We start from the raw sequence: 16,023 nt of genomic DNA on the forward strand, positions 1-16,023 counted from the left end.
CGTCCGGGGAGCCTCGGAACGGAAGCCGGCAGCCGATAATCCGTTTGGCAGGGTGCTGGTCGGGTGCTACTAACTCCGGGTGACTGTGTTCGTGTGCACGGCCTGCGATCGTTCGATTGCTGGGCCATTGACCAAGCTGCCCGAGGTGCCCGTTCGCCCTATGGATCAAGGGTTTCCCAAAGCGGACGGATCCCGTCGAGCCACTCCCACCCTGCCGCTCGGCTTCTTCGCCCTGGAACCCGAGCCGTGGGGCGCCCCGCTCCTGCCCTCCGACGAATGTCGAGAGGTCTTCGCTGGCGGGCCCTGCCTCAGTGACCCGAACGGTGACGGGTTCCTGGTGTCCGCGGGCCCCCGGAACACGGTGATCCTGCACCCCGATGACGCGTCGGGCCTCCAGCCGCATCCCGACTGGAAGAAGCACTCCGGGGGATGCTGCGGCTTCGACGGCCAAAGCGGTATGAACCAACTGTGCCCTTGCGGTGCAGAGGTGGGCACGCTGATCAGCGAGTGCAACACCGCCTATGAGCTGCACCTGGACCCAGGCCAGGTGCGCTCGATCACAGCATGAGGCTGAGAGCCGCTACCAGGCGACTGCGGCCCTGGCCTTGCGCTCGGGTGACGTGCCGCCGTCGGGGGCGGGGTGGACGTACTGCTCGCCACGCACGCCGCCGCCCTGCTCGGCGCCATCCTGGTTCTGCCCCTCCGTCAGCCCGGCCCGCCGCCCTGAGCTTGACGATTAACCTCTTGTGATCGTCATCGGGATACGCACTCCATGGTGATCATCATGCGGAAGACTGTCCACGTGACGCTTCCTACTCCGCTTGCCGCTGCCGAAGGGATCCACGCCTACCTCATCGAGCAGCTCAACCTCACCCTTCGCCGGCCAGGGATGTACGGGGGTGAGGTGGCTCTTCGGGTTCTGATTGACCACCTGCTCTTCGTGGAGCGTCAGCCGGAGGCGTGGGTCGAGGTGAAGCAGGACTGGGAAGAACGGGGCCTGTGGACCTCCACAGGCCCCAGCGGGGCATTCCGAGCCGTGCTCCCTGCGCAGGCCGACTGCTACGAGGTCGCTTCGGCGTACGCGGAGTTCGCACGGTTGCGCCGCTGGCTCAGGCCCGATCGGGTTCTCACCGAGGAGGAGTACGGGGCTCTCACCGGTCGAGTCCGGCAGTGGGCCACGGTTGACCGCACCTGGGCCGATGTGACCGCGGAGTTCGGCCCTCCCTCGGTGCTGTTCGGAGGGAGCAACCCTCTGTACGGGAAGACGCTCGGATACCTCACGGAGGACCCGCAGCAGCCGATGGTGCTCTTCCACCTGTGGAACGGCAGCAAGCCGGGCGCCGCATCGTGGCCGCCTGAGCATGAGCAGCCGCTGCTTCTCGCGGTGCGCTTCGGTGTCGGTTCGTTCTGCGGGTCGTTGGCCTTCACTCCCGAGGGCGAGCGGAGGAAGCCGACGACGGACGAGCCCTGCCTGACGCTGTAGCAGGTGCATTCGCCGGTGAACCCATGTCACCCACATGGGGATTCCCCGGCGGGCAAGCGCGCCTTCACGTGATCCTGAACTGGAACAAGAGGGACAGGACTTGACGCGAAGGTCGTGATGGCGAGTCTGGTGGAACAGGGTGTGCAGTGCGAGCCGTTCGCGGAACTGTCACGCTTCCATGGGGTCTTCTACGACTGCCTAACCGGACGGCGCGACGCGGCGCTGTTCGAACTGACCGACGCGCTGCTGTGCACCGTCGGACCGGTGAAGACCCTGGTCGACCTGGCGCTCGCCCCCGAGCACCGGCGCGGGTACGGCGCCCTGTACGGCGCGCTGAACAAGGGGTGGCTGGACGCCGCCCGGTTGCGGACCGAGCCGGCCTGCCTGCCGCTGCCGCGTGCCGCCGACGGCCGCCTGGTGCTCGCCGTAGACGCGGAAGGAGGCGTAGACGGGGAAGCCGCGTGGCTGCGCCCGCGCGCCCTTGATGTGTCGTCACCTGTGGGTGGAGCGTCGTGCAAAACTGCGCAACCGACTTGGTACGGGAGGGCATCATGACGCTACGGTTCGCCGGGGTGGACCCCGACACCGGCAAGGACGAGAGCCCGATGGTGTGGGTGGACGACGCCAAGCGCGAGCTGGTCGTCCAGGGCCTCAAGCCCGGCGACGAGCTCCTGGCGGAGATCGGCACGACCGAGTGGCTGCCCGGCCACGCGGTCGGCACTCCCGACCACGAGAACGTGACCCGGATCCCGCTGCGCATGGCGCAGATCATCAGGAAGGCGCTGGACGATGCCGAACGTGACGGCCTTCTCTGAGTTGCTGGCCGGCGCCCGGCACTCCGCGGTGCACCTGGAGATGCGCGACTCCTACGGCATCGCCGGCGAGGCCGCGGAGTTCGAGGAGTTCCAGCGGACCGGCGTGCACCCGGACCTCGATCCCGAGGGCGAGGGCTGGTCCGGCTGGGTGTCGATGATCCGGGCGGCCGTCGCCCGCGGTGTCGTGGTGCGCCGGGCCCGGATCGTCTCGGAGCCGGTCACCGCGTACATCCGCTACGAGCACGCCGGGACCGTGACGCCCGCAGCTTCCACCGACGCTGTCAGTAAAGGGAGTTAGGGTGGCCAAGCCGGTAGTCAGGCCGGGACACGAGGGGACCGGGAGAGGCGGGGCGGGTGATGAAACGCGAGCAGGCGACCATGGTGCTGGAAGAGATGCTGGACCGGCTCGAACAGGGCCAGTGGCCGTTGACGCTGGTCGAGGAGATCTACCTGTTCGGGTCCTACAGCCGCGGCGCACTCGAGGTTGGCGACATCGATATCTGCGTCCAGCACACCACCGACGATCGCTGGCTGCAGAACTCCCTACACGCCTCCATCAACGGCAAAGACGGCTACGTGCCGATGCGGCAGGCGCTGCGCGGTCGCCGACGCGGCGTCAGCTTCCAATTCCAGATGCGCAGCAGCCTCGAAGCGGACGGCTTCGACCTACTCGCCCTGTGGCGTTACGGCGAACCGGTCGACCTCGCCCGCCAGCGCCTTGCCGGGATCCGGCCCGACCCCACGGCCGGCCGCGCACCGCGCGACCACGTCCTGCCCGCCTACGAGGCCATCGCCGATCTGCTGCCCCGGCCTGTCCGCATCGACCTGCACCGCCTCTGCGCAACCGCCACCGTCACCGCGTTCCCCCTGCCTGACGCCCGACCCCGCTCACCTCAGGCCCTGCGCCACATCGAGCGGCGCTGGGTCGCGACCAGCCCGCTGCGCCGCGCGGCCCTGGCCGCCCTGGCCCACTTGGAGGGCGCTGGTCACGCGCTGGACCGCCTTGAACTTCACGGCGGCTGCCCCGACCACCGGGCCACCGATGACACCGTCGACTGCTATGTGGACCTGCACTGGAACAACTGGACCGGCCTGGACCGTTACCTCGACGACGGGCAGGCATGGTTCGAGGTCCTGCCCGCCTTACCCCGGCAACCCCTTCACGCCCTGCATATCGTCCCCACTCCCTCCCGATAGCCGACCCGGCTCGTCCCTGCGTCGGCCGCGTCGACTCCGTGCGCCCAGGCGGACCGAGCAGGGCTGGCTCTCCCACGACGGGCGGGCGCTGACGCCGAGTCCCATGACCGAGGGCACCTGTCAGTGCTGCAGGTTGGTGTCCGCGCCATGAGTCCCGTGCGTTGCCGGGAATCCGAAAGCCCAGGGACCCAGGGGATGTTGCGGCCGGTCTACAGCCATGAGCACTCCGCTGCCCCCTGGTGCGGCATCGAGGACACGCTCAAGCAGCCGGATCGGGAGTCCCGCTGCTGGATTCGAGCTCGTGGACAACGCTGTACTGACCGCCTGGGGCGTCGAGGATCAGATCGACCGGCTCGGCTAGGTCCTGTCCGGTCGACCACGCGTGGAGCCGGATGGCGAGGGCTCTCGCAGTGACAGTGCCGAGGTCGACGCGACCGCGCTCGTGGTGGCGGGCCGCGACGGCTGTTCGGCCTGTCCGTCCGGCCCGAAGGTGGCGGCGATCACCAGGCACCACCCGCAGGCGCGGAGCGCGTCGCCCGCGTCGACCGGCGAGCGCCCGGACGGGAGGGGTTCGGTCACGATCCGGCCTCGCTTTCGCGGGGATTCCGGTCGGATGATCTAGTCCACTCGGGCCATGCGGATACCGGACCATTGTCCGACGCAACGTCACATTTGGTCGAAAGTTGAAGACTTGTTGATGACGAACTGATTCCAGTTCCTTTGCCGAGGTTTTAGCGAGAGGGGCGGGAGCTGTACGAAGATCTGGAGGCCGGGCCACGGGCGACGCCGTTCCGTGATCCGGCCTTCGGCTTTCTTCTTCGAAGTGAGGAGTCGTCCCGTGAAGCACGTACGTCGGATATCACCAAGAGCATGGGTGGCAGGGGGGGTGTCCGTCTCCACCGCTCTCGCCATGATCGCCGGAGCCGCTCCCGCGATCGCGGAACCGGCTCCGGTGTCCGGCCAGTCCGCCTCCGCGAAGGGGCCGACGGTGACGGAGGCCGTCACCGTGGAGCCGGCCCTGGTGGCCGCTCGGGTGCAGGGCACGCGGGTGGAGGTGCTGGACCGGCGTTCCGAGACCATGACGACCTGGGCGAACCCGGACGGGACGCTGACCACGGAGGCCGCGTCGGGGCCGATCCGCATCCTCCAGGGCGGCACGTGGGTGCCGGTGGACGCCACCCTGGTCCGGCAGCCGGACGGCAGTGCCCGCGCGAAGGCCCACCCGGAGGGTCTCACCCTGGGCGCGCCGGGCGGTGTGCGGGCGAGGTCGGCGCAGGCCGCCGCGGACGCTCCCGCCGCCTCGGCCCACGATCTGATCACGCTCGGCAAGGGCGGCGACGCGATCAGCGTGCAGTGGAAGGGCGGGCTGCCCGCTCCCGTGCTGGACGGCACGCGCGCCACCTACAAGGACGCGGTCGTGGGCGGGGACCTGGTCGTGGACGCCACCCGGACCGGCTTCGAGCAGTACCTGGTCCTGAACCGCCCGCCGGCGGACGGCGCGGCGCCGATGACGCTGCCGCTGAGGGTCCCCGGTGTGAAGGCGGTGCAGCAGCCGGACGGCTCCATCGCGTTCGTGGACCCCAAGAGCGGGGCGACCAAGTCGGTCATGCCGGCCCCCACCATGTGGGACGCCGGCGTGGACCCGCGCTCCGGGGAGCACACGCGCAGCGCCCGCGTGCCCATGACGCTGGAGCAGCACGGCAGCACCGTCGAACTGCGGCTGACGCCGGACCAGGCGTTCCTGAACGACCCGGCCACCAAGTACCCCGTCACCATCGACCCGTCCACGGCTTCGCTGTCGGTGCTGTTCGACACGTTCGTGCAGGGTGGTGACACCACGGACCAGTCCACCTCGACCGACCTGAAGCTGGGCTGGCCGGGCGACTACGCGGGAGGCGTCCAGCGCACCGCCCGGTCCTTCATGACCTTCGACACCAAGGTGTTCGCGGACGCCCTGGTCTCCAAGGCCACCCTGAAGCTGTACGAGTACCACGCCTGGTCCTGCGCCGCCCGCGGCTGGGAGGTCTGGGCCGCCGACCCGGCCGACACCAGGACGCGCTGGACCAACCAGCCTGCGCTCAAGCAGAAGATCGCCACCAGTACCGAGACCCGCTCGGCGACCTGCAACACGGCCGGCTACACCACCACGGACCTCACCGGCCTCGTGCAGACGTGGTCCAGCGCGAAGGCCGACACCGGCTCGATCGCCCTCAAGGCCACCGACGAGAACGACACCTACGCCTGGAAGCGCTTCTACTCCTCCGAGGTGACCAACCCGGGCCAGGTGCCCGTGCTGGAGGTCACGTACAACTACCGGCCCGTGAACGGGGCCAACCTCCAGGCCGGGCCGCCTTACTACAACGAGGGCGGCGTCTACAAGGTCAACACCACGACCCCCGTCCTCCGATTCTCCACCGAGGACACCAACGTCGAGGACCAGGTCCAGGGCACGTTCGAGATCACGGACAAGGGCACCGGGCAGGTCGTGGCCACAGTCACGTCCGACTCCTTCCCGAACAGCAGGACCGCCAGTATCAAGGTCCCGGCCGGCAAACTCGTCGACGGCCACAGCTACACCTTCCGCACCACCACCTACGACGGCACGCACTGGGCCAACGGCTGGTCCAACCCCGTCACCTTCACCGTCGACACCTCCTGGAAACTCACCCCCCAGCTCCAGGCGCTCGGCGCCGCCACCACGGCACTCGACGCCTCCGACGTCGCGGCGGCCAGCAGCAGCACCAGTACGCACGCGGCCGTCGCCCAGACGGACAGCGAGGTCAAGGTGCCCCGGGACCCGAACGGGGCCATCGAGGTCACGCCGAAGAACGGCGTCCCGGGCATCAGCTACACGCTCTCCGAACTCGGGCAGCAGGGTGTGAACCTCAATGGCTTCGTCGTCTACGCCGACGACGCCAAGGCGGTCGACACGGTCGTCCAGCCCACCCTCGAGGGCGGCGCCCGGACACTCCAGGTGATCAAGAACGCCACCGCGCCGCACGAGTACCGCACCGCGGTCACCGTGCCCGCGGGATCGGTCCTCAGGGCGGACGAGAACGGCGGCGCGACCCTCTACAGCAACGGCAGCCCGAACGCCGACGTCATCGGCACGTTCGACGCCCCCTGGGCAACCGACGCCAACGGCAAGCCCGTGGCCACGAGTTACCGTCTGGACGGTACAATCCTTTACCAGACCATTAGCTTTGACAGCACCTCGGCCTTCCCGATCGTGGTGGACCCGTGGTGGAACCCCTTCTCGTGGAACTGGAAGAAGATCTGGGGAGTCACCGTCCGGGGTCTGCAGCGATGCGGCCTCGGCGCGTTGAAGAACACCCTCGGCCTGGGCGGTGGAACCGTGGCGGTGAACCTCGTGCTGAAGAAGATCGCGGGCCGAGCCGCGCTCATGCTTCCGGGTGGCGGGTACGCCTACCTCAGCATTGCCGTCTACGGCTGCATCAGCAGCTTGTAAGGAGCACGTGATGGCGAACATCCGAGAGATCCTGGGCCTTGCCGGACAGCAGCCGACCGGACGCACCGTCCTGCCCTGGTGGTCCCTGCTGGTCGTCGCAGCCGTCCTGACGGGCACGGACCGGCTGCTGGCCGTGTGGAGCCTGGCCTGGCCATACCGACTGGCCGCAGGCATCGCGCTCACGGCCTGTGCTCTGCTCGCCATCGCGCTGTCCCGGAAGCGTTGAGCTCGTCGCCGCTCCGGAGCCGGGCCCAGGCCGTCGGGGTTGCCACGACGTCCGAGTGATCTCGTAGAACAGGTCCGGCTCCCCGCGAAGACGCGGGGAGCCGGACCTGTTCGGGGCGACTGCGGCCACGCACCGGTGGCGGTGGCGAACACGTCTGGCAGGAAGGGGCCCATTTCAGGCCCGGTTCACCGCTGTGGTGGTCGATCGTGCCCACCACGCCCGGGACGGACTGGTCGATGGTCAGCGGTGCGTCCCGCCCGCCGAGTTCGGTGCAGACATGGCCGGGGCAGATGAACAGGAGCGTGTGCGCCGCGTCGGCGTACCGGGCGGCGTAGCTGCGCATCAGCTGGTTGAGGGCGGACTTGCTGGCGCGGTAGACGTCCTGGCCGCCGTTGGTGTTCAAGCTGATACTGCCCTGGCGCGAGGACATGACGCCGATGGTCCCGGTCGGCGCGACCAGCGAACGGAAGGACTCGACGACGCGCATGGGGCTGAGCGCGTTCGTGACCATGACCTCGGCGAACATCTCCTCAGGGACGTCGCCGATCGGAATGTCGCCCCTCGTGATGGCGGCGTTGACGAACAGCAGGTCGAGGGTGTGCTGCGCCAGGCGCTCGCGCAGCGCGGTGACCTGTTCCGGCTTCGTCGTGTCCAGTGACTCGACCATGACCCGGCCCCTGGAGGCCTCGGCCAGGTCGTGGAGAGCGGTGCGGCGACTGCCCCGGACGGTTCCGATGACGTTCCAGCCGCGGTGCGCGTACTCGGTGGCGAGGCCGAGTCCGAGGTTGCGGGATGCCCCGACGATGAGAGCGGTTCTGGCGCTCATGCCTGGCCCCGGACCGCGGGCTCCAGGACCTTCTCGCACCATGTGCGGAAGGTGGTCGGACTCGCGGTCTCAGGGGTGCGCCGCACGCCGTCGTCGAGGCCGTCGTCCTTGGCGCGCATCATGTCGACGTAGCCTTCGACGAGCGCGTCCCCGAAGCCGTGTCCGGTGAGTGCGGCGCGGAAGTCGTCGAGCGACTGCCGCTCGTAGCGGACCGGGCGGCGGAGCACATCGGTCATGATGCGCGCCATGTCGTTCGCCGAAAGGTCCTCGGGGCCCAGCACCGGGACCTCGCCCGTCCCCGTCCATGAGCGGTCGAGCAGGAGGCCGGCGGCGGCTGCGGCGATGTCCCGGGTGGCGGTCGTCGGTGCTATGCGGTCGGCGGCGACGGTGTCGGTGAACACGCCGTCGTCGCGGATCGAGGCGACCTGCCGTAGCAGGTTGTCCATGAAGGTGGGGTTGGCGAGTGCCCGGTAGGCCACGCCTGTGCTCGCGATGAGGTCGTCCATGGCCAGTGACGCCGTGACATGTCCGGCGCGGCCGGCGACGGGTGTGCCGCGGCCGAGTGCCGAGACGCCGACGACGTGTCCCACCGCGTGGGCCGTGAACGCGTTTGCGGCGGCGCGGGTGAACCCGGAGTACGCGGCGTGCAGAGTCGGTGCCTGCGGGTGCGGTGGAGCCAGCCAGAAGGCGGCGTCCGCGCCGGCGAAGGCCCGGTCGACGACCGCGGGGTCGTCGTGGGAGCCGGTGACGACGTCGACGCGGGCTCGGACCGTGTCGGGGAGTTTGGCGGGGTCGCGCACGATGACGCGCAGTTCTTCGCCGCGGGCGGGAGCCTCGTCGAGCAGGATGTCCAGGAGCCGGCTGCCGATCCGGCCGGTGGGGGCGGTGATGACGATCATATTTCGAGTCTCGGGGCGGCCCGCCTGCGGCGTCCAATACCCTTCCCGGGCAATTGATACCCTCAAGGCATGGATCTCGATCTGCGCAAGCTCCGCTACTTCGTCGCGGTGGCCGAGCACCGGCACTTCGGCCGGGCGGCGCAGCAGCTCTACATCGCCCAGCCGGTTCTCAGTCGTCAGATCATGGCTTTCGAGCGGGAGTTGGGGTGCGCTCTGCTTGTGCGGACCACCCGCAGTGTGGAGCTGACCGACGCCGGGGAGCGGCTCCAGGAGGAGGCGCGGGCGATCCTCGCGTTCGTCGACACGGCGGTGCGGCGCGTGCGCGACGCCGGTCGGGGCGTCCCGCGGCTCACCGTCGCCTTCTCTCCCGGGCTGCACGTGTCGGACGTGATCCGGGCGTTCGCCGCGCGCCATCCGGCCGTCGAGACCGACGTCGTCCCGGTGCGCTGGTGGGAGCAGGACGCGCCGCTGCGGGACGGCCGGGCTCAGGTCGGGTATCTGCGGCGGCCGTTCGACGACTCGGGGCTCCGCACCGTCTCCATCGGCCACGAGCCCACGGTCGCCTGCATGCCCGCGGCGCACCCGCTGGCGTGCCGTGCCGGGCTCACCTGCGCGGACCTCGCCGGCCAGCGGATGCTCGACACGCCGACCCGGCGGACATCCTCACTCGAGGAGAAGTTCGAACTCATCGCCTCCGGGCGGGGTGTCGCGCTCGTCCCGCTGAGCGTCGCGCGTTCCTACTCCCGCCCCGACCTCGCCCACCTCCCCGTCACGGACGCCCCCGGGAGTGAGACGTGCCTGGCCGTCCTCGCCGACCGGCACGAGGAACTGCTGCGCGACTTCCTGGAGATCGCCACCGCCACGCTGCTGCACACCTGAGCGATCGGCGGGCGAGGTCGCGGACGGCACCGCGCCGGAGCGGCTGGCGGTACCGGCGGGGCGGTCAAGAAGATCACCGACGACCGGGGCGTGCTGCCGGGGTTCTACGACGACCCGGCCGGGCACTGGATCCGCCTGGGGACCGCCGACCCGATCGAGTGGACCTTCGCCACCGTCCGGGGCCTCGCACCGAGGTCACCGAGGGCGCCGGCCCCCGAGCGGCCGGGCTCGCGATGGTTCTCAAGCTCGTCGAGTCGGCCCAGGCGCGCTGGCGGGCCGTCAGCGGTGCCCGTCTCGTCCCGCTCGTCCGCGCCGGTGCGCGCTTCGAACGTGGTCCGTTCGTGGAACGGGCTCCGACTGCGGTATGAACGTCGCTCCGCCGTGCGATCCTCGGTGCGTCGGTCGAGAAGAGGGGGATAGGTGCTGCTGACGCTGACCGGTGGTGCGGGGGCGGGCAAGACGACACTGGCCGGTGCGCTCCTGTCGTCTGTGGTCGAGGGCCCGGCAAGTGTGCTGCACGGCGACGACTACTACTTCACCGCCCCGGGGCGGGGAATCTGGACACTCGACGAGGCCGGGATCGCGCGCCTGGACGTCGGGGATCCCCGCTCGGTGGACAGCGAGCGGCTCGATGCCGACGCCGACGCCGCGCTCGCCACCGCGTCCATCGTGATCGTCGACGGCCTCTTCGCCCGCCGGGTCACCCCACAACAGCCCTGTCTTCGCCTCGACGTCTTCATCGACCTCGCGGCGGACCTCCGGCTGGCCCGCAAGATCGAACGAAAGTGCGTCAGAGGCGGCTTCCCGCTTGAGGTTCTCCTGCGAAACTACGTGGACCACCGGCGAGCCGCCCACGAGCGTCACATCGAGCCGCTACGGGACGAGTGCGACGTGATCGTCGACGGCGCGCTGACCCCTGGGGTCTTGGCCGAGCAGATCTGGTCAGCGGTCGCCGACCGGGTACTCGGCCACAACTCTTGTCAGTGAGATGGCCGCCAGGTGCTGCCAATCGTGAGGTTTCCCAGGGCGGCTTCGATTGATCTCGTCATCGGTTACGGGGGATCGTAGAAGTCATCGGCAGCTCCATAGCCCATGGGCGTAATCGCGTGGACCCGGTGGGTCCACGCGCCCCTACGGCCCCTCAGCGTGGATCAGTGAGGATCCCCGAGAGCACGCGTCGCGCGTCACGGGCGTCAGCGCCGTCCTCGCCCACGCTGTTGGCGCACGAGACGAGCGTCTTCCACAGCGCCCAGCCGCGTCCGCGCGCCCACGTCGCATCGTCGATGCCCAGCCGCTTCCGGAACAGGTCGCGGCCGTCGGCCGAGAGCAAGGTCCACGCGATCGCGAGGTCGCAAGCGGGGTCCCCCACGCCACACGTACCGAAGTCGATGACGGCGGCGAGCTGTCCGTCCTCAAGGAGCAGGTTTCCCTTGGCGAGGTCGCCGTGGAACCAGACGTCGGTCCCGTCCCACGGCGCTTCGAGGGCCTGAGTCCACAACTCATGTGCCGGCGCGACGTCGATGTGGCCGCGCAGCCCGTCCAGCGCACCGAGCGCCTGCGCCTCGTAGGTCCGCAGCGTCGTTCCGCGGAACCAGTTGTGCTTGCCGGGCTGCGGCCCTTCCGAGGCGTCGATGCCCTGCAACGCGGCGACGAAGTCGGCCAGGTCCTCGGCGAAGCGGATCGGATCGGCGACCGACTCGAACGTCGCGGGGGTGCCGTCGATCCACGCGTAGACCGACCATGCGAACGGGTAGGCCGCACCAGGACTCCCCTTCGCCAGCGGCACCGGGATCGGCAGCGGGAGAGCGGGTGCCAGCTCGGGCAGCCAGCGGTGCTCCTTCTCCACGGCCAGGGCGTACTCCTGCGCGCTGGGCAGGCGGAGCAGCATGTCCTCGCCCAAGCGGAAGGTCCGGTTGTCCCAGCCGCCGTTCTCCACGACCGTCACAGGTAGTGCGGCCCATTGTGGGAACTGTTCGGCCACGAGCCGACCTGCCTGTTCGGCGCTGACGGTGACCCGCCGGGGCATTGGCCCAAGATCTGGAACATCGTTCAACAGATACCCCCTTGTCCAGGCTCTGGTGACGTCTCGCGACATCCAACCGGTCCAGGCACCATCGCCGCCGACCCGGCGGACCTGTGCGGTCACAGCACTGGTGGTGCGGCGGCACCCGGCGGCAGCGCGGCCACCTGGCCACGGGACCAGGCGTGAGCATCTGCTCGACCTGCGTCGAGCCGTTCGCCGTGATCATGCAAGAGGACAGCTACCGGCCCCCAGTCCGGTGGCCGGCGACCGTGTGGCCCCGCACCGCCGGGCGCGTGGCCCCGCCGCCTCGCCGTGTGTCCCGGTGTGGGTTCACCTGTCAAGGGTAAGGAGCTGCCGGCTGTGCCAGCCGGAGCGGGCAGGCTGAGCGATCAGCTGTGACGGGGCGTCGGAACGAGACAGGCGTAGAGGTACGCGCAGGCCTCCGGCTCGTTGTCGAAACCCGCAATGATCCAGTGCTCACCGCGTTCCCAGGCATCGATCGTCCACCGGCCGTCGGTGTTCTCAACGAGGACCGGGACGGCTTCCTGGAGGTACTTGGAGCCCGGCAGATCTCTCACCGTGAGTCCGTACGAGTCGTCAGCCACCCCGGCTTCGCGCAGCGAGGCCAGGAGTTGATGGTGGTTCACTTTCAGGGTCCTCCACTCACGGCGGAAATCTCCTCCATCCTGCCCCACCCCCGGAGGGACCGCTCGTGCCGGTACCGCTTCCACCACCGGAGCGTGTACTTCTCCGTGTGCACGCAGGTCGCCGTCCAGGTGAGGGATCTGCCGTCCGGCACGCCGGTGGCGATCGCGACGTGAATGCCGTGATTCGTGAGGGGCCCTCCGCGTTCACGGGCACCGAAACGGCCGGTCAACCCGACGTACGGTCGGGTTGACCGGCCACATGGGGTCGGTTGGCCCGGACACCTGCTGGGGTTCCGCCCCCGTTCGCGGGCGGCGCTGGTTGCCGCCCGCCCCCGCTGGTTGCCGCCTGCCTCGGTCTTCACCACCTCGGCCGAGAGGACGGCCCCGTTCACGCACGGCGTGCTGTTCGCCCCTGTCTCGGAGGCCGCCCTCGCCGGCGGGCGCCCGGCTTTCTGGACGCCTCGGCCGACCGGGGCGAAGCAAGCGGCGCTGGGTCGCCCCGAGCCGGTCGAGCTGCTCGGTGGTCGGCTTGGCCCGGCGGGTCTTGGTGTCGGAGATCCACGGCCCGAGCTTCACCTCCACCGTGCCGCCGTTGCCGTCGGGGATCTCCTCGACGTGGCCGCGGGGCACGGTCGCCGATCCGGTGCGCTCCCGGTACCGGCGGTACGCGCCCAAGCCGAGGAGGGTGGCCGGGGCTGCGGACCAGCCTGCTCGGCGGAAGTCCGCCGTCGACACCCGGGGCTCGGGCAGGCGAAGCGGCGCACCCGCAAGGCGACGGTCACGGGCCGCCCGCGGCTGGGCAGGTCCGACGGATAGCGCAGGTAGGGGCCGGTCGTAGCGTCTGCTGCCGGGGGGCGGGGATTCGGGGGCGGGAGCGTCGGTCGACGCCTGGGTGCGGCCGGACGAGGAGGAGGACGAGCCGTCGTCCGCCCTGAGTCGGGACAGCCGGTGGCGCGGCGCGGCCGCTACCTGTTCAGCATCGGATCCAGCGTCCCCGGCCGGGGCGTTCGCCTTTTCCGGGGTCCGGATGGCGTCGGGGACGGCGAGGACGACGAGGACGGGTGGCCGTGGGGCCGGCCTGCGTGTCGGCGAAGGGCCGGGCGGCCGCGGTCCCTTTTCTTGAGCGAACGATCCAGATAGGTTACGGTCGGGTCATGGCAAGGACCCGGGAGTTCGACACCGAGGCGGCGGTGGGCCGCGCGATGGAGCTGTTCTGGAGACGCGGCTACGAGGCCACCTCGGTACGTGACCTGACCAGGCATCTGGGGATCGGGCAGGGGTCCTTGTACGCCGCGTTCGGCGACAAGGACGGCCTGTACCGGGCGGCCCTGGAGCACTACCGCACCACCCTCGCGGCGGACGCCCTGCGCAGCCTGGAGGAGGGGGCGGACGCCCGCTCGGCGATCCGCGCGATGCTGGTCGAGCGGGTCCGGATCGCCGTGGAGGACGACGGCCGGGGCTGCCTGGTGGTCAACGCCGCCTGCGAGCGCCTGCCGGAGGATGCGGCGACCCGGCGCGCCGTGCGCGGCATGCAGGACGCCGGCCGGGATGCGCTCGCCGAGGTGCTGCGGGTCGCGGCGGAGCGGGGCGAGATCGCGACGCGGCACGACCCGCACACTCTCGCCGCTTTCCTCGTCACCTTCCTCAACGGACTGCTGGTCTCCTCGAAGATCACGTCGGACGTCCGCGCCCTGGAACCCCTTGTGGAGGTCGCACTGGCCGTCCTTGACTGACTTTTTCATGCCCAAAATCTGTATCACTCGATCCAGAAAAGTCGCCGATGCCCGCTCGGACACGGGATCCGGCTCCACCCGGAGAACGTCGTCCTGCGCCCCGCCGGCCGTCCCGCCGTTGCGACGCCCCCCGGCGGCAGCGGACCGAGCCGTCCAGTGACCCTCGTCGGTCCCTCCGCAAGCCCACTGACACCCACATCGTGACGTACACCAACCCACGCGAAGTACACCAGGAGTTTGGGAAGACATGATGTTCGACCATGCCGGAACGCCCGTTCGCACGGGCCGAACCGCCGTCAACGGAACGAGTCTGCACCACCGCAGCGCCGGGTCCGGCCCCGCCGTGGTGCTCCTGCACGGCGTGCCCAAGACCGGCTACCACTGGCGTCACCTCGTCCCGAAGCTGACGCCCCACCACACCGTCGTCGTCCCGGACCTCCGCGGTCTCGGCGACTCCGCCCGCCCGCCCGCCGGCTACGACAGCGCGACGATGGGCGACGACATCGCCGAGCTGATGAACCACCTCGGACACGAGACGTACGCCGTGGTGGGCGAGGACTGGGGAGCGGTGATCGGCTACCAGCTCGCCGCCCGACACCGCGACCACGTCACGGCCCTCGTGTTCGCCGAGGCCCTGTTCCCCGGGTTCGGCTTCGAGGACCACACGGCCCTCACCCCCGAGAACGTCTCCAGCGGCATGCACCTGTGGCACCTGGGCTTCTACTTCCAGCCGGACGTACCCGAGATGCTGATCGCCGGCCACGAGCGCGAGCTGATCACCCACATGACCAAGTCCGGGCGCAGCCGGCCCGACAGCGCCACCCCCGACGCGGTCGACGAATACGTGCGCTGCTACTCCATGCCCGGAGGCATCCGCGCGATGCTCTCGGTCTACCGGGCGATGCTCGTGGATGCCGAACAGAACCGGCAAGCCGCGCGGAAGAAGCTGGACATCCCTGTCCTGGCACTCGGTGGATCCGCGTTCATCGGCGACCGCAACGAGTCCCAGATGCGGCTCATGGCCCACAACGTCAGCGGACACGTGTTCGATGCCGGTCACGATCTCGCAGAAGAAGTACCCGACGAGATGGCCGACGTCCTCCTGCCGTTCCTGGCCACACACCGGTAACCGCACCCGGCGACGGGGAGGACCCGCCGGGCCGGGTCCGCCGCGCCCTCGACCACCTCGCCACCGACCCCCGCCACCCCAGCCTGTGCAGCCACCGCTACACCTGCCTGCCCGGCCACGAACGCACCGCCGCATGGACGTCCTACGTCAACCGGGGCACCGACGCCTGGCGGATCCACTGGACCTGGGGAGCGGCCGACGGCGACGGCCAGGGCGGCGCCGTGGTCACCGTGCTGCTCATCGGCCCGCACCTCTGACACCACCCCAGTGCCCGGCCCGCGGCCCACTCGTTGACCCACCGGAGCTGATTCCGCGCCCGCGCCACGACAACGAAGGAGAAGTCCGTGCCGAAAGTCCTGGAGGGACGAGGCGGCCACCTACCGCACCACGACTACATCGCCCGCGTCGTCACCGAACTGGAGGCACTGCGGTCCGGCCTGGACACCTGGTGGCTGGAGCGGGCGGGCCCGGCCGACGCCCCCGTGCTTTGAGCCGTCCTGGGCTGGGACACCAGGAACCACAACCGGTGCGCGGGCCGCGACGCCCCCGGTGGCGACTGCCAGCTCACCGGTCGGGGACGGCTCCCGTCACCCGCGAAGGCATAAGGGCGTCCGCCAGTAGGTCATCGGATGCGGGGTGTGCGAGGCCGGGTGTTCCAGCGGTAGAGGGACCAGGCGCGGCGGATCAGGCAGCGGAT

At 70.0% G+C, this 16,023-nt stretch carries 15 protein-coding genes and 3 pseudogenes; 14 read left to right on the forward strand and 4 right to left on the reverse strand.

Translation table 11 applies throughout. The annotated features are described in order from the left end of the window. Positions 1-79: 79 nt before the first annotated feature. From ABTZ03_RS40880 to ABTZ03_RS40915, 8 genes and pseudogenes are all read left to right on the forward strand, one after another. A complete protein-coding gene (locus ABTZ03_RS40880; RefSeq protein WP_350518320.1) occupies positions 80-568 on the forward strand; it encodes a hypothetical protein in 489 nt (162 codons plus the stop codon). Positions 569-772: 204 nt separating this feature from the next. Further along, a complete protein-coding gene (locus ABTZ03_RS40885; protein ID WP_350518321.1) occupies positions 773-1,483 on the forward strand; it encodes a hypothetical protein in 711 nt (236 codons plus the stop codon). A 117-nt stretch (positions 1,484-1,600) separates the two neighbouring features. Further along, positions 1,601-1,963: pseudogene (locus ABTZ03_RS40890) on the forward strand (transposase); the annotation flags it as partial. Positions 1,964-2,034: 71 nt separating this feature from the next. After that, positions 2,035-2,298 carry a hypothetical protein gene (locus ABTZ03_RS40895; protein ID WP_350518322.1) on the forward strand — a complete coding sequence of 88 codons (264 nt, stop codon included), beginning with the start codon at positions 2,035-2,037 and terminating at the stop codon, positions 2,296-2,298. Next, positions 2,282-2,596: a DUF6879 family protein gene (locus ABTZ03_RS40900; protein WP_502894753.1), complete on the forward strand. Its 315-nt coding sequence runs from the start codon at positions 2,282-2,284 to the stop codon at positions 2,594-2,596. The genes ABTZ03_RS40895 and ABTZ03_RS40900 overlap by 17 nt, the downstream gene beginning before the upstream one ends. Positions 2,597-2,655: 59 nt before the next feature. Beyond that, positions 2,656-3,495: a nucleotidyltransferase domain-containing protein gene (locus ABTZ03_RS40905; protein ID WP_350518323.1), complete on the forward strand. Its 840-nt coding sequence runs from the start codon at positions 2,656-2,658 to the stop codon at positions 3,493-3,495. Positions 3,496-4,333: 838 nt separating this feature from the next. Continuing rightward, positions 4,334-6,964: a DNRLRE domain-containing protein gene (locus ABTZ03_RS40910; protein WP_350518324.1), complete on the forward strand. Its 2,631-nt coding sequence runs from the start codon at positions 4,334-4,336 to the stop codon at positions 6,962-6,964. A gap of 10 nt (positions 6,965-6,974) precedes the next feature. Next, entirely contained in the window at positions 6,975-7,190 is a 216-nt protein-coding gene (locus tag ABTZ03_RS40915; RefSeq protein ID WP_350518325.1) for a hypothetical protein, read from the forward strand. Positions 7,191-7,359: 169 nt separating this feature from the next. On the opposite strand, the pseudogene ABTZ03_RS40920 reads toward ABTZ03_RS40915, so the two are convergent. Then, positions 7,360-8,016 (reverse strand): annotated as a pseudogene (locus tag ABTZ03_RS40920) (SDR family oxidoreductase); the annotation flags it as partial. After that, positions 8,013-8,915: an NAD(P)H-binding protein gene (locus tag ABTZ03_RS40925; RefSeq protein WP_350518327.1), complete on the reverse strand. Its 903-nt coding sequence runs from the start codon at positions 8,913-8,915 to the stop codon at positions 8,013-8,015. The gene ABTZ03_RS40925 and the pseudogene ABTZ03_RS40920, both read right to left, overlap by 4 nt. Positions 8,916-8,984: 69 nt before the next feature. Here ABTZ03_RS40925 and ABTZ03_RS40930 point away from each other — a divergent pair, with 69 nt between their 5' ends. From ABTZ03_RS40930 to ABTZ03_RS40940, 3 genes and pseudogenes are all read left to right on the forward strand, one after another. Continuing rightward, on the forward strand, positions 8,985-9,794 hold the full coding sequence (locus ABTZ03_RS40930) for a LysR family transcriptional regulator (protein WP_350518328.1): 810 nt from the start codon (positions 8,985-8,987) through the stop codon (positions 9,792-9,794). A 60-nt stretch (positions 9,795-9,854) separates the two neighbouring features. Beyond that, a pseudogene (locus ABTZ03_RS40935) lies at positions 9,855-10,162 on the forward strand (IS256 family transposase); the annotation flags it as partial. 52 nt (positions 10,163-10,214) lie between these two features. After that, positions 10,215-10,781 (forward strand): uridine kinase family protein, encoded by a 567-nt coding sequence (locus ABTZ03_RS40940; RefSeq protein WP_350518329.1) that lies wholly within the window; start codon positions 10,215-10,217, stop codon positions 10,779-10,781. Positions 10,782-10,935: 154 nt separating this feature from the next. Here ABTZ03_RS40940 and ABTZ03_RS40945 read toward each other — a convergent pair whose 3' ends face one another. After that, positions 10,936-11,847, reverse strand: coding sequence for an aminoglycoside phosphotransferase family protein (locus tag ABTZ03_RS40945; protein ID WP_350518330.1), 912 nt, complete (start codon positions 11,845-11,847; stop codon positions 10,936-10,938). Positions 11,848-12,206: 359 nt separating this feature from the next. Beyond that, the gene (locus tag ABTZ03_RS40950; protein ID WP_350518331.1) at positions 12,207-12,464 is read right to left on the reverse strand and encodes a hypothetical protein; all 258 of its coding nucleotides are present in this window, start codon (positions 12,462-12,464) and stop codon (positions 12,207-12,209) included. Positions 12,465-13,618: 1,154 nt separating this feature from the next. Between ABTZ03_RS40950 and ABTZ03_RS40955 the strand changes: the two genes are divergently transcribed. The 3 genes from ABTZ03_RS40955 to ABTZ03_RS40965 all read left to right on the forward strand — a co-directional run bounded on the left by ABTZ03_RS40955 (position 13,619) and on the right by ABTZ03_RS40965 (position 15,817). Continuing rightward, positions 13,619-14,197, forward strand: coding sequence for a TetR/AcrR family transcriptional regulator (locus ABTZ03_RS40955; RefSeq protein ID WP_350518332.1), 579 nt, complete (start codon positions 13,619-13,621; stop codon positions 14,195-14,197). A 247-nt stretch (positions 14,198-14,444) separates the two neighbouring features. Then, positions 14,445-15,326 (forward strand): alpha/beta fold hydrolase, encoded by an 882-nt coding sequence (locus ABTZ03_RS40960; protein WP_350518333.1) that lies wholly within the window; start codon positions 14,445-14,447, stop codon positions 15,324-15,326. Between the two features lie 344 nt (positions 15,327-15,670). Further along, the gene (locus ABTZ03_RS40965; protein ID WP_350518334.1) at positions 15,671-15,817 is read left to right on the forward strand and encodes a hypothetical protein; all 147 of its coding nucleotides are present in this window, start codon (positions 15,671-15,673) and stop codon (positions 15,815-15,817) included. The last annotated feature ends 206 nt before the right edge of the window (positions 15,818-16,023 follow it).

It is taken from the genome of Kitasatospora sp. NPDC096077 (genome assembly GCF_040303245.1).
GTDB lineage: Bacteria > Actinomycetota > Actinomycetes > Streptomycetales > Streptomycetaceae > Kitasatospora.